General features: G+C 65.0%; 11 protein-coding genes and 1 pseudogene. 4 read left to right on the plus strand and 8 right to left on the minus strand.

Annotated elements, in window-relative coordinates:
• Window positions 1–12: 12 nt before the first annotated feature.
• The 6 genes and pseudogenes from RX331_RS36975 to cobS all read right to left on the minus strand — a co-directional run bounded on the left by RX331_RS36975 (window position 13) and on the right by cobS (window position 6,676).
• The gene (locus tag RX331_RS36975) at window positions 13–1,125 is read right to left on the minus strand and encodes an NADH:flavin oxidoreductase/NADH oxidase (protein WP_317254478.1); all 1,113 of its coding nucleotides are present in this window, start codon (window positions 1,123–1,125) and stop codon (window positions 13–15) included.
• 88 nt (window positions 1,126–1,213) lie between these two features.
• A pseudogene (locus RX331_RS39140) lies at window positions 1,214–2,193 on the minus strand (Bug family tripartite tricarboxylate transporter substrate binding protein).
• 88 nt (window positions 2,194–2,281) lie between these two features.
• Window positions 2,282–3,355: an esterase-like activity of phytase family protein gene (locus tag RX331_RS36990; RefSeq protein WP_317254480.1), complete on the minus strand. Its 1,074-nt coding sequence runs from the start codon at window positions 3,353–3,355 to the stop codon at window positions 2,282–2,284.
• A gap of 4 nt (window positions 3,356–3,359) precedes the next feature.
• A complete protein-coding gene (gene cobT, locus RX331_RS36995; RefSeq protein ID WP_317254481.1) occupies window positions 3,360–5,267 on the minus strand; it encodes a cobaltochelatase subunit CobT in 1,908 nt (635 codons plus the stop codon).
• Window positions 5,264–5,674, minus strand: a complete 411-nt coding sequence (locus RX331_RS37000) for a GNAT family N-acetyltransferase (RefSeq protein WP_317254482.1) — start codon at window positions 5,672–5,674, stop codon at window positions 5,264–5,266. Before RX331_RS37000 ends, cobT begins: the two co-directional genes overlap by 4 nt.
• Window positions 5,675–5,677: 3 nt before the next feature.
• The gene (cobS, locus tag RX331_RS37005; RefSeq protein WP_317254483.1) at window positions 5,678–6,676 is read right to left on the minus strand and encodes a cobaltochelatase subunit CobS; all 999 of its coding nucleotides are present in this window, start codon (window positions 6,674–6,676) and stop codon (window positions 5,678–5,680) included.
• A gap of 299 nt (window positions 6,677–6,975) precedes the next feature.
• Here cobS and RX331_RS37010 point away from each other — a divergent pair, with 299 nt between their 5' ends.
• Window positions 6,976–7,632 (plus strand): DedA family protein, encoded by a 657-nt coding sequence (locus RX331_RS37010; RefSeq protein ID WP_317254484.1) that lies wholly within the window; start codon window positions 6,976–6,978, stop codon window positions 7,630–7,632.
• Here RX331_RS37010 and RX331_RS37015 read toward each other — a convergent pair.
• On the minus strand, window positions 7,593–8,807 hold the full coding sequence (locus RX331_RS37015) for a citrate synthase family protein (RefSeq protein ID WP_317254485.1): 1,215 nt from the start codon (window positions 8,805–8,807) through the stop codon (window positions 7,593–7,595). The two genes, RX331_RS37010 and RX331_RS37015, sit on opposite strands and share 40 nt — an antisense overlap.
• Window positions 8,808–8,881: 74 nt before the next feature.
• Here RX331_RS37015 and RX331_RS37020 point away from each other — a divergent pair, with 74 nt between their 5' ends.
• A complete protein-coding gene (locus RX331_RS37020; protein WP_317254486.1) occupies window positions 8,882–9,973 on the plus strand; it encodes a citrate synthase/methylcitrate synthase in 1,092 nt (363 codons plus the stop codon).
• Window positions 9,974–10,166: 193 nt separating this feature from the next.
• Here RX331_RS37020 and RX331_RS37025 read toward each other — a convergent pair whose 3' ends face one another.
• Window positions 10,167–10,817 (minus strand): J domain-containing protein, encoded by a 651-nt coding sequence (locus RX331_RS37025; RefSeq protein WP_317254487.1) that lies wholly within the window; start codon window positions 10,815–10,817, stop codon window positions 10,167–10,169.
• A 110-nt stretch (window positions 10,818–10,927) separates the two neighbouring features.
• Between RX331_RS37025 and RX331_RS37030 the strand changes: the two genes are divergently transcribed.
• A complete protein-coding gene (locus RX331_RS37030) occupies window positions 10,928–11,206 on the plus strand; it encodes a BolA family protein (RefSeq protein WP_317254488.1) in 279 nt (92 codons plus the stop codon).
• A gap of 316 nt (window positions 11,207–11,522) precedes the next feature.
• Entirely contained in the window at window positions 11,523–11,966 is a 444-nt protein-coding gene (locus tag RX331_RS37035) for a hypothetical protein (RefSeq protein ID WP_317254489.1), read from the plus strand.
• Window positions 11,967–11,997: the final 31 nt, after the last annotated feature.

Here is an 11,997-nt window from a genome sequence, read left to right on the forward strand (position 1 = left end):
ACGGCCACGCCGCTACCGCGTCCCGAACGTCGTTGCGCCGAACAGCGCCTTGTGCGTCGAGGGTTGCGAGCGCCAGTATTGCGGCGGCGCGAACACCTCGCCGCCGAGTTCGGCCGCGGCGTGCCAGCCCCAGCGCGGGTCGTAGAGCATGGCGCGGGCGAGCGCGACCATGTCGGCCTTGCCGGAGGCGATGATCTCCTCGGCCTGCTTCGGCTCGGTGATCAGGCCGACGGCGATGGTGGTCAGCCCGGTTGCCTCGCGGACGGCTTGCGCGAACGGTACCTGATAGCCGGGTCCGAGCGGAATCTTCTGCAGCGGCGACACGCCGCCTGAGGAGGCGTCGATCCAGTCGACGCCGCGCTTCTTCAGCTCCTGCGCAAACTCGATGGTTTGCGCGAGATCCCAGCCGCCCTCGACCCAGTCGGTCGAGGAGACGCGGACACCGACCGGCTTGTCATGCGGAAACGCCGCGCGCACCGCATCGAACACTTCGAGCGGAAAGCGCATGCGGTTTTGCAAGCTGCCGCCATATTGATCGGTGCGCCGGTTCGATATCGGCGACAGGAACTGATGCAAGAGATAGCCGTGCGCCGAGTGCACCTCGATGGCGTCGATGCCGAGCCGCTCGGTGCGCTTGGTGGCGGCAACAAACGCGTCGCGCACACGTGCCAGGCCCGCGGCGTCGAACGCAACCGGCGGCGTCTCACCCTCCTTGTGCGGGATCGCCGACGGCCCCTCCGGCCGCCAGCCGCCCTCAGTCACCGGGATCAATTGGCCGCCGTCCCAGGGCGTGTGGCTCGACGCCTTGCGGCCGGCATGCGCGAGCTGCATCATGACCGCGGCTTTCGAGCGCTTGCGCACGGAGGCGAGGATCGGCCTCAAGGCGGCTTCGGTGGCGTCATTGTAAAGGCCGAGGCAGCCCGGCGTGATGCGGCCACTCGCCTCCACCGCGGTCGCCTCGATGCAGAACACGGCCGCGCCCGACAGCGCCAGCGAATTGATGTGGGTGAAGTGCCAGTCAGTGGCCTCGCCATTGACGGCGGAGTACTGGCACATCGGCGCCACCATGATGCGGTTGGCAAGGGTAAGGCCGCGCAGCTTGATCGGGGTAAACAGAGCGCTCATGCAGGGTGATCCGGAGTGGAACGAAAGCGACCCTGATGCTAGCGAGCCGCTCTCCCCTGCTCAACCCGCGCCAGCCGCAACCCTCCCCCTACGGCGCGATGCCCGCGGCCTTGATCAGCTCCAGATTGGCCGCCGTTTCGCGCTTGACGAGTTCGTCGATCTCGGACGGCTTCATCGGCATCGGTTCGACGGCGAGTTTTTTCAGGCTGGCCTGGGTCACCGGATCGTCCAGCACCTTCATCCCGGCCGCATGCAGTTTGTCAACGATGTCGCGCGGCGTCTTGGCCGGCACGAATACGCCGTACCAGCTCACGCTCTCGGCGCCCTTCAAGCCGACCTCCGACGGCGTCGGCACGTCAGGCAGATCGGCGGCCCGGGTTGGCGTCGACACCAGCAGCGCCTTCACCTGGCCTTCCCGGATGAAGGGCAAGGCAGTGGCGAGCGGGCAGAAATAGAGGTCAATCCGCCCGCCGATGATGTCGGTGATCACCTCCGGTCCGCCGCGATACGGCACATGCGTCGCTTCGATGCCGGCAGCGAGGCGGAATTTCTCGGCGGCGATATGCACTGCGCTGCCGATGCCGACCGAGCCGAACGAAATCGATCCCGGCTTCGCCTTCGCGTCCGCGATGAAATCCTGGATGGTCTTCCACGGCCGCTCCTTCGGCACGATCATGACCATGGCGCTGGAGCCGATCAGCAGCGCCGCGGAGAGATCCCGGGTCGCGTCGAAACTGAGGTTCGAGAAATCGCCGGTGCGATCGCCAGCGCCGAGGAATGGGCGAGAATGCTGTACCCGTCAGGATCGGCCTTCGCGACCAGTCCGGTGCCGAGCGTGCCGCCGGCGCCCGCACGATTCTCGATCACGATCGGCTGGCCGAGTTCGGTCGACAGGCGCTCAAAGACCAGGCGCGGCACCACGTCGGTGGCGCTGCCGGCGCCGAACGGAATGGTCGCCTTGATCAGCCGTGACGGCCAGGTTTCAGCATGCGACGCCTGGGCAATAACAAGGCAGGACAGGACACAGAGGGCGCGAAAGGACTTGTACATCGAATACTCCGGTTTCATTGCCGGAGCGCTGCAAGAATCGTTCCTATTCGTTCCCCGAGGCCGAGGATGCGGAGAGGATCCGCCACCCACCCTCTGCTAGCAAAAGTCACTCCACGAGCGTGAACTGCAGCAGCAGATTGCGCTGGATGATCGAGAAATTGTCGTCGGAGACGAGCGTCAGCACCGTGTCGCCCTCCGGCGTGACATGGGCATCGATGCCTTCCATGTTGTCGATCTCGTGGCCGAGATCAGCGTTGAAGATCGCGGGACCATCGATCAGCGCACCGGGAGCGATGGAGGAAAGCGCGATGCGGCGGATGCGGATGCCGACACCGCCGATCCAGGAGAACTTACGCTCCAGAACCAAGAGCCCGCCGGACGGCAATACCACCGCGTCGCTGACGTCGAAATCGTCGGTGCGGCGGACCGCAAACTGCCCGGGCGATTTACCGCCGATCAGGAAGCCGAGAATGTTGCCCTGCGCGTCGAGCCCGCGCTCGGAGATCGCGATCAGCGTTCCCGCCAGCGGCTGGTTGCCCCTGGGCACCACGACCAGCGCCTCGATGCCCTTGTTGTAGGGCAGCCTGCGCGCCGCCGGCGGCAGCGCGATCGGCTCGCCATGGGCATGCGTGAAGCTTGTGGTGAAATCGAAGCGCAGCACCTGGTTGACGCGCTCGAGGCCGACATAGACCAGCGGTCCGTCAAGCGCGAGCGCCTCGGTATCGAACCAGCGGCGCGAGGTGATCGGCTTGCCATCAGGCCCGAGGATCGGCGAGGCCTCGACATCGTCGAGCCCGACCATCTCGCGGCCCTTGTAGACGATGCGCCCGGTGAACCAGCCGGCCTTGTCGCTGATCGCGATGAAGCGCTCGCCCTTGGCGTCCAGCCGCAGGCCGGACAATCCGCCGAAGCCGCGAAACCGCGAGGTCAGGACCAGCCCGCTGCGATATTCGAGTTCGCCAAACCGCGTCCGCGACCTGTCGCGGGTGTCGAACGAGGGCAGCGGCCGGGCATTGACCTCGATCGAGACTGGCGTCGTGACCGAGAATTCGTCTGTAGCGGCCTGCCTCGGCGGCCGCTGAACGGCCGTCTGCGCCAGCGCGGCGCCGGGCACGGCTGCGAGCGAAAGCGCCGCCGCTGCATATTCTAGAAGGCGGCGGCGGCCTATGCGCGGGAACATGCTCTCACGAGTGCAACCGGCGCGGCCGGTGATGACCGTTGGTGGCAGGCGCGGCACCCTGGGTCTCGCTGAACAATTCGGCGAGTTTTTCAGTGATGGCGCCGCCGAGCTCTTCGGCATCGACGATGGTGACGGCGCGGCGATAATAGCGCGTGACGTCGTGACCGATGCCGATCGCGATCAATTCGACCGGCGACCGGGTCTCGATCTCCTCGATGATGTGGCGCAGGTGCCGCTCGAGGTAATTGCCCGGATTGACCGACAGCGTGGAATCGTCGACCGGCGCACCGTCCGAAATCATCATCAGGATCTTGCGCTGCTCGGGGCGGCCGAGCAGGCGCTTGTGCGCCCAGTCCAGCGCCTCGCCGTCGATGTTCTCCTTCAACAGGCCCTCGCGCATCATCAACCCGAGATTCTTGCGCGCACGCCGCCAGGGCGCATCGGCCGACTTGTAGATGATGTGGCGGAGATCGTTGAGGCGTCCGGGATTGGCCGGCTTGCCGGCGGCGAGCCACGACTCGCGCGACTGCCCGCCCTTCCAGGCGCGGGTGGTGAAACCCAGAATCTCGACCTTGACGCCGCAACGCTCCAGCGTGCGCGCGAGAATGTCGGCGCAAGTCGCCGCCACCGTAATGGGGCGGCCACGCATCGAGCCGGAATTGTCGAGCAGCAGCGTCACTACGGTATCGCGGAAGGTCGCTTCCTTCTCATGCATGAAGGACAGCGGATGATAGGGATCGGTCACCACGCGCGACAGCCGCGCCGGATCGAGGATGCCTTCCTCGAGATCGAACTCCCAGGCGCGGTTCTGCTGTGCCATCAGGCGGCGCTGCAGGCGGTTGGCGAGCCGCGCGACGATGCCCTGCAGATGCGCGAGCTGCTTGTCGAGATAGGAGCGCAGGCGCTCCAGCTCGTCATGGTCGCAGAGATCCTCGGCGGCGATGACCTCGTCGAACTTCGGCGCGAAGGCATGATATTCCGGCCCGCGCGGCTCGTTGGCGCCGCGCGTGTTCGGCCGCGTCGCCTCGCCCGGCGTCTCGTCGTCGCCGAGCTCACCGTCGTCGAACGTATCCGATGTCGAGGCCTGCGCGCTCTCCATCGCGCTCTCCGACATTTCATCGGTCGAGGCCTGCGCCTGGTCGGCGCTCATTTCCTGTGCGGCGTCGCTGTCGGGCGAGCCCTCGGCGCCGGACTGGTCGTTCTCGCCGTCCTGATTCTCGTCGTTCTCGTCATCATCGGCGTCGGCATCGCGCTCGTCGCCGAGATCGAGCGCCGACAACAGATCGTGCACGAGATCGCCGAACTTGGCCTGGTCTTCGGTAACGCGGCTGAGCTTGTCCAGCCGCGCCCCGATCTTGTCTTCCAGCACCGGACGCCAGAGGTCGACCATCTTCTTGGCGGCGGTTGGCGGCGCGAGGCCCGTCAGCCGTTCGCGCACCAGCATGGCCAGCGCATCCGACAGCGGCGCATCGGCGCGGTCGGTGATCTCGTCATATTTGCCGCGATGGAAATGATCGTCGAGCATCGCGGTGAGATTTTTCGCAACGCCCGCCATCCGGCGCGAACCGATGGCTTCGACGCGGGCCTGCTCCACAGCCTCGAACACGCCGCGCGCCTGCGGATTTCCCGGCATCAGCTTGCGGTGCACCTTGGGATCGTGACAGGCGAGCTTGAGCGCGATCGAATCGGCATGGCCGCGCACGATCGCGGCATCCCGCTTGGTCATCTTGCGCGCCGGCTCCGGCAGCCGCGCCTTGCCCGGCGCAAGGCCGGGACGCTCGGCCGCGAACGTCACGTCGAGCTCCGGCGCTTTCGCGATCGCCTTCAGGCAAGAGCTCACGGCGCGCTTGAACGGCTCGGTCGGCGCTTCCTTGGATCCAGTGCGGAATTTGGAATTGGATGATGTGCTCATAGCGCCTTCGTAAACCAGTGCCGCGTAACGCCGCCGGGATAGCCTTCGATGGAGCCGAACTCCTTGTAACCGCATGCGCGGTAGAAGCCCGGCGCCTGAAAACTCATCGTATCCAGATAGGACCGCGTCGCCCCGAATTTTCTCGCCTCGTCCTCAATCGCCTTGATCAGCCGCGTCCCGTAGTCCTTGCCGCGAAGCTTCTGCTCCATCCAGAACAGCTGGATGAACAAAACGGTGGTCCAGACTTCACCGACAATCCCGCCGACGATCTTGTCCCCTTCACGCAGCGAGATGGCGAGACGCTTGTATTTCTGCTTCCCCATGTTCTCGGCGTTGAAGCCGAGGAGCCCGCCGAGCACCGCCTTCTTGGTCTGTCCAATGGTGCGCTCGACGGAGATCTTCGCCATGGGCTAGCTGAGCGCCACGTTAACCGCCGATTCCGGCAGCTCCGCGTTGAAACAGCGCTGATAGAACTCGGCGACCAGCGGCCGCTCCAGCTCGTCGCATTTGTTGAGGAAGGTGACACGGAACGCAAAGCCGATATCGCCGAAGATCTCGGAGTTCTCGGCCCAGGTGATCACTGTGCGCGGGCTCATCACCGTCGACAGATCGCCGTTGGCGAAGGCGTTGCGGGTGAGATCGGCGAGCCGAACCATCTTGTTGACGATGTCGCGGCCTTCCTGGGTGCGATAGTGGTGCGCCTTGGAAAGCACGATCTCGACTTCCTCGTCATGCGCCAGATAGTTCAGCGTGGTGACGATCGACCAGCGGTCCATCTGGCCCTGGTTGATCTGCTGGGTGCCGTGATAGAGGCCCGAGGTGTCGCCGAGGCCGACCGTGTTGGCGGTCGCGAACAGGCGGAACGCCGGGTGCGGCTTGATCACCTTGTTCTGGTCGAGCAGCGTCAGGCGGCCGGAGACTTCCAGCACGCGCTGGATCACGAACATCACGTCGGGACGGCCGGCGTCATATTCGTCGAACACGAGTGCGATATTGTGCTGCAGCGCCCAGGGCAGAATGCCGTCGCGGAATTCGGTGACCTGCTTGCCGTCCTTGATGACGATCGAGTCCTTGCCGACCAGATCGATACGGCTGATGTGGCTGTCGAGGTTGACGCGCACACAGGGCCAGTTCAGGCGCGCCGCGACCTGCTCGATATGGGTCGATTTGCCGGTGCCGTGATAGCCGGTGACCATGACGCGGCGGTTCTTGGCGAACCCGGCGAGGATAGCGAGCGTGGTGGCGCGGTCGAAACGGTAATCCGAATCGACTTCCGGCACGTGCGGGTCGACCTCAGAATAGGCCGGTACTTCGAGATCGCTGTCGATGCCGAAGACCTGCCGGACCGACACCTTCATGTCGGGCAATCCGACGGGTTCCGTAACTTGGCTCATGGCGGCGGTCGTCATCAATCCTCCGAGGTCCCGGGCATTCCCGAAACCAGATCTGTTGAATGGCTGCGGATGGGGGCTGCTACCCAACCTAGCAGAGAGCAACGGCCGGCAGAAGCCCGCGGCACAATCAAAGTTCCGTTGGCTTATCATTGAGATAGGGCCTGTATCAGGTTTTTGGAGGGCTGCTCTGCGAATCGCGCCGCACTTTTGCCCTCTTGGGCAGGCCACCGGGCGCGGGCATCTGGGCGGGCCCTTTCGGCGTCCGCGCGGGCTTGATAGCTCTGAGATAGCTCATTCGCACCGGACGGCAGGTTGTGACTTCATTCCTCGATCCCCTAATTGCGTTCATTTCAGTCCATCCGTGGCTGGCGTATCTGGCGTTATTCCTTGCCGCGTTGCTGGAGGCGATCCCGGTCGTCGGCGCGCTGGTGCCGGGCTCCACCATCATCCTCGCCCTCAGCGCGCTGGTACCGGGCGGCGAACTCGCGTTATGGGGGGTGCTGGCGGCGGCGATCGCAGGCGCCGTGCTCGGCGACGGCTCGGCGTTCTGGGCCGGCCATCGCTCGCAACGGGAGATTCTTGGCGCCTGGCCGATGTCAAACTATCCAGCCGTGATGGCGCAGAGCGAGACGTTCTTTCAGCGCTGGGGAACGCTGGCCGTGTTATTCGCACGCTTTGTGCCGCCGATCCGCGCCTTCGTGCCGGTGACGGCCGGCGCGCTCGGCATGCCGCCGGTCCGCTTCTACAGCGTCAATATTGCCGCGGTCGTGGCATGGGCCCTGGCCCATGTGCTGCCGGGCGTGTTCGCCGTCTCCGCGCTGCATCACTATGCCGGCCTGCCGCATCACCAGCATGTCGGCAAGCATCTCTGGATATTAGCCGTGTTGGCGGCGGCGATCATCGCGCTTGGCGTCTGGACACTGCGCCGCCGTCAGGCGCGCGGGCTGCGTCCCGGTGCGGGCCCGACATAGCGCGCGCGGGGCCGGATCAGCCGGCCGTGCTGCAACTGCTCGCAGGCATGCGCGATCCAGCCCACCGTGCGCGCCATCGAAAACAGCACCAGCTCATGGCCGGGCGGCAGGCCGAGCGTGTGCACCAGCACCGCGAGCGCATAGTCGATATTGACGAACTCGCCGGTCGCCTCCGCGATGCTGTCAGGGATTTCATGGGTGAATTTGCGATTGCCACCCGAGCGCGCCAGCGCTTCCAGGAGCGCCCGCGCGCGGGGATCGCCATGCTTGTAGACGCCATGGCCGAAGCCGGCAAAACGCTCGCCGAGCGCGACGCGCTCGCGGATCAGGGGCGCGACTTCGCTATTCGCCAGCGTCTTCAATAGCTGCGCCGCCAGCACACCGGCGCCGCCATGCTTGGGACCCTTCAGCGCGACGAGGCCGGCGATCACAGAGTCATAGAGGTTCAAGCCGGTCGAGGCGGCGCAACGCACCGTGAAGGTCGAGGCGTTTAGTTCGTGATCGGCGAGCAGCACCAGCGCGCGGCGGATCAGATCCGGCGCGTGCTTGTGCTCGGGCGCCCAGACCCGGGCAATCTGCACATGAAGCGGTTTCGCCGATGATTTCGCATTCAGCATGGTCGCCACCACCAGCCGCACGATGCGGCCACCGACCATCGCGCGACCATCGGGCGCCCGGGTGAAGGCGCGCGGGTCCGCGGCGGCGGCGAGCGCCAGCACCGCGACGGCGCGGTCGATCGCATTGGCCTTGCGGGTCGCTTCAGTGACGGCGCGCATTTCGTCCGAGACGATCGGGCAATTGTCCGCATCGAACGGATCGACGCCGGTGACGTCCCACAACAGCGTCGCGGCATGTTCGAGCGTGTCGCGTTCCGCCAGATCGATGCAGTTGACGCCGCGATAGATCGCGCCGTCCTCGGTGATGGTCCCCACCGCCGAGTCCATAACCGGCAGATCGGCATCGAAACTGCGCAGGCCGCGCGGCTCCGGCGACGGCGTACGCCGCTCCTTCAGCGTCCGAACGTCCTCGGCCCGATAGCGATGGCTGCGGGAATCCTCCGACGGCTCCGAGCGGATCAGGCCACGGCTGACATAGGCATAAAGGGTCGCCTGCGAGATCGCGAGCTCGGCGGAGGCCTCGCGGGCCGAGAGGTAAAGGCCGGCGGATTTTTTCATATTGATTGACATAATCAAGATTGATCAATCTGTCGAGAGGCCCGACCTTTGCCCGAGCGCAAAGGAGAACCCTCATGAACATGCAGATTTCAAAGACCCCAATCGGGCTCGACGGCATTCCGGCCGCCGAAACCGTGCTCAGCCATGTCGACGGTGAGCGTGGAGAGCTGATCATCGCCGGCGAGCGGGTCGGCGACCTCGCCCGCAAGACCGGGTTTGAGGGCGTGACTGCCCGGCTCTGGAGCGGCGGCACCGGCCAGCCGATCGGCGAAGCCGCGGTACGCGCCGCCCTCGGCGCAGGGCGCGAACGCGCCTTCGCCCGCCTGCCCGATCTCCTCGGCATCACGCGGGGACTATCGATCGTCGACAGTTTTCGGGCGGCGATTGCGGGGCTACGCGCCGAGGCGGGGCTGGCACATGAGGCCACGATCGTCGGCGCGTTTCCCGTGATCGCAGGCGCCCTGGTGCAGCGGGTGAGGGGCAACGATCCGGTCGCGCCCGATCCGACCGCGAGCCACGCTGCCGACACGCTGTCGATGATGCTCGGCCGCAAGCCGGACGCGCGGGAGGCCGCGGCGCTCGACGCCTATTTCGTTACGGTGTGCGACCACGGCATGAACGCGTCGACGTTTGCGACGCGCGTGGTCGCCTCGACACAGGCCGACCTGTTCGCCGCCGTCACCGCCGGCTATTGCGCGCTGACGGGACCGCTGCATGGCGGCGCCCCGGAGCCGGTGCTTGAAATGCTTGACGCGATCGGCTCAACCGAGCGCATCAAGCCATGGGTCGACAGCGCACTGACCCGCGGCGAGCGGCTGATGGGATTCGGCCACCGCGTCTATCGCGTCCGCGATCCGCGCGCCGATGTGCTGAAGGGCGCGATCGAGCGGCTCGCGGGTGGCGGCACCGACCTGCCGTTTGCCGGCGAAGTCGAGGCCTATATCCGCGACGCCTTGCGGAAGAAAAATCCGGACCGCCCGCTCGACACCAATGTGGAGTTCTTCACCGCGATCCTGCTCGACGCGCTGAAAATCCCGCGGCAGGCATTTACGCCGATCTTCGCGGTGGCGCGCGCCGCTGGCTGGACCGCGCATGCCCGCGAGCAGCAGCGCGGCGGCCGGCTGATCCGGCCGAGCTCGGCGTATGTCGGGCCGATGCCGAAGTAGAATGTTTCCAACAGCGGAGCCAACAAACTCCGCTGTCGTCCCTGCTTTGTGCGCAGTTGCGCACTGGCGCAGGGACCCATAACCACAAATGCGTATTGTTGCGCGAAAGCCGTCGACCAGCGGAATAAAATCGAGAAGCCGCGGCGTATGGGTCTCTGCGTTCGCAGGGACGACGCCGGATTTGCGCTAGCGGCTATGCGCCGCGCACCACGGTCTTCAGATAGTTATACGCCTTGATGATCTCGATCAGGCGATCCTCGGTGGAGCGGTCGCCGCCATTGGCGTCGGGGTGATGCTGCTTGACCAGCGCCTTGTACTTGGCCTTGACGTCATCGAGGGTGGCTTCGGCGGAAAGCCCCATCACCTGCAGCGCCTTGCGCTCGGCGTTCATCACCTTGCGCGTCTCGGCCTTGGCCTGCGCACCCGGACCGGGACGCCAGCGGCCACGGCCGTTGAGCTCGGAGAACATGCTGAACGGATCGGCGGCGCCGTCGAAATCCTCGGCGCTCGGCGTCTTGCCCTTCTTGCCGGCGGTATTGGCGCCCATCTTCCAGGTCGGGCGATGGCCGGTTAGCGCATCCTTCTGGTAGCGCGCGACGGCATCGGCATTCATGCCCTGGAAGAAATTGTAGGACTGGTTGTATTCGCGCACGTGATTGAGACAGAAGTGCCAGTACTCGCGGGAATTCTCCCGGCCCTTGGGCGCGCGGTGCGGCCCCTTGCTCTGGCAGCCTGCCCACTCGCACATGGCGGATTCTTCATTCGCACGCGCCTGCGCCTTCGCGCTGACCTTGTTGGGCTTGATGCGAATGGAATCGAAGAACTTGGATGAATCGATCGGCATGGCTGACTTTGACTACGCAATGCGCAAGGCTTCAAGTCTTGACATTGCGAATACCTCTGCTTCGGATGCCTCATTGACGAAAAACAGACAGACAATTATCTGCCGCCATCATGAGCACCAGGGACACTATCATAAACAAGTTGCGTGAAGCTTTCCTGCCGGAAAGCCTCGATGTCGCGGACGAATCACATCTGCATGAAGGCCATGCCGGCCACAGGCCGGGCGGCGAAACGCATTTCAGGGTGTATATCGTATCTCCGGCCTTCGAAGGGAAGAGCCGGATCGAACGCCACCGCATGGTAAATGCAACGCTCGCCGCGGAACTTCAGGGCTCCGTGCACGCACTCGCCATCAAGGCGCAGACGCCGGGAGAAACCGCCGGCCGGTAATTCTCCCAGAGCCTACCACAAGAATGTGAGCATCCGATGATGACGTCGCAGAAGCTCGTCATTTTGGTAAGGCTACGAGGGTTCCGGGAAGAGCAGGCTGGCGGAAGGCCTCTGGCGACATTTTCGCTGCTGCGCATCCGCCCCAACGGCTGCTGGCGAAGCGATCGAGCATCTGACGCGAGCTTCCTGTGAAGATCGGCCGGAACGGTAGAACCGGTTTCGCAACTATGAGACAATCGCTCCAAGCGATGGACGCAGTTCCGTGTGAATGCGGGGTCGTTGCCCCGCTGCCATCGCAGGTCGACGAGGTCGTCCGATGCGATGTTGGGCACGCTTCAAATGGGCCGCTGCCGTCGCGCTGCTGGCCGCGGCCTGTCCAGTCAGGGCGCAGACGCTCGACATGCCGAGCCCGTTTGTCCAGGAGGTGCTGATCAAGAGCATCCTCGTGACGCTCAACGACGCCGTGGCCTCCGATAATTTCACGGTTCTGCACGCCAAGATCTCAAAACCGTTCCGCGACCAGTTTCCACCGGACAAGCTGCGCACCGTATTCAAGGACCTCGTCGAGAAGCACGCCGTGTTCGACGCCATTGTTGCCAGCGCCGTCATTCCGGAGGAGGACGCAAAAATCGACGACAAGGGCGTGCTGCGCCTCAAAGGCCGCTTCGACACCGCGCCGAAGAAGGTGAAGTATCAGCTCGGCTTCATCCCCTCCGACGGCCAGTGGAAGCTCTCCGGCGTCACCATCGACATTGAATAACTATTCAGCGTGCAGTGTGTCCTCGCAACAG

Source organism: Bradyrhizobium sp. BWA-3-5 (genome assembly GCF_032917985.1).
GTDB lineage: Bacteria > Pseudomonadota > Alphaproteobacteria > Rhizobiales > Xanthobacteraceae > Bradyrhizobium.

Excerpts from the sequence above, each read along its gene's own strand:
- cobT (WP_317254481.1), bottom strand. The coding sequence starts at position 5,267 with ATGAGCACATCATCCAATTCCAAATTCCGCACTGGATCCAAGGAAGCG.
- RX331_RS37020 (WP_317254486.1), top strand. The coding sequence starts at position 8,882 with ATGAACATGCAGATTTCAAAGACCCCAATCGGGCTCGACGGCATTCCG.
- RX331_RS37000 (WP_317254482.1), bottom strand. The coding sequence starts at position 5,674 with ATGGCGAAGATCTCCGTCGAGCGCACCATTGGACAGACCAAGAAGGCG.
- RX331_RS37030 (WP_317254488.1), top strand. The coding sequence starts at position 10,928 with ATGAGCACCAGGGACACTATCATAAACAAGTTGCGTGAAGCTTTCCTG.
- cobS (WP_317254483.1), bottom strand. The coding sequence starts at position 6,676 with ATGACGACCGCCGCCATGAGCCAAGTTACGGAACCCGTCGGATTGCCC.
- RX331_RS37015 (WP_317254485.1), bottom strand. The coding sequence starts at position 8,807 with ATGAAAAAATCCGCCGGCCTTTACCTCTCGGCCCGCGAGGCCTCCGCC.
- RX331_RS36975 (WP_317254478.1), bottom strand. The coding sequence starts at position 1,125 with ATGAGCGCTCTGTTTACCCCGATCAAGCTGCGCGGCCTTACCCTTGCC.
- RX331_RS37025 (WP_317254487.1), bottom strand. The coding sequence starts at position 10,817 with ATGCCGATCGATTCATCCAAGTTCTTCGATTCCATTCGCATCAAGCCC.
- RX331_RS36990 (WP_317254480.1), bottom strand. The coding sequence starts at position 3,355 with ATGTTCCCGCGCATAGGCCGCCGCCGCCTTCTAGAATATGCAGCGGCG.
- RX331_RS37035 (WP_317254489.1), top strand. The coding sequence starts at position 11,523 with ATGCGATGTTGGGCACGCTTCAAATGGGCCGCTGCCGTCGCGCTGCTG.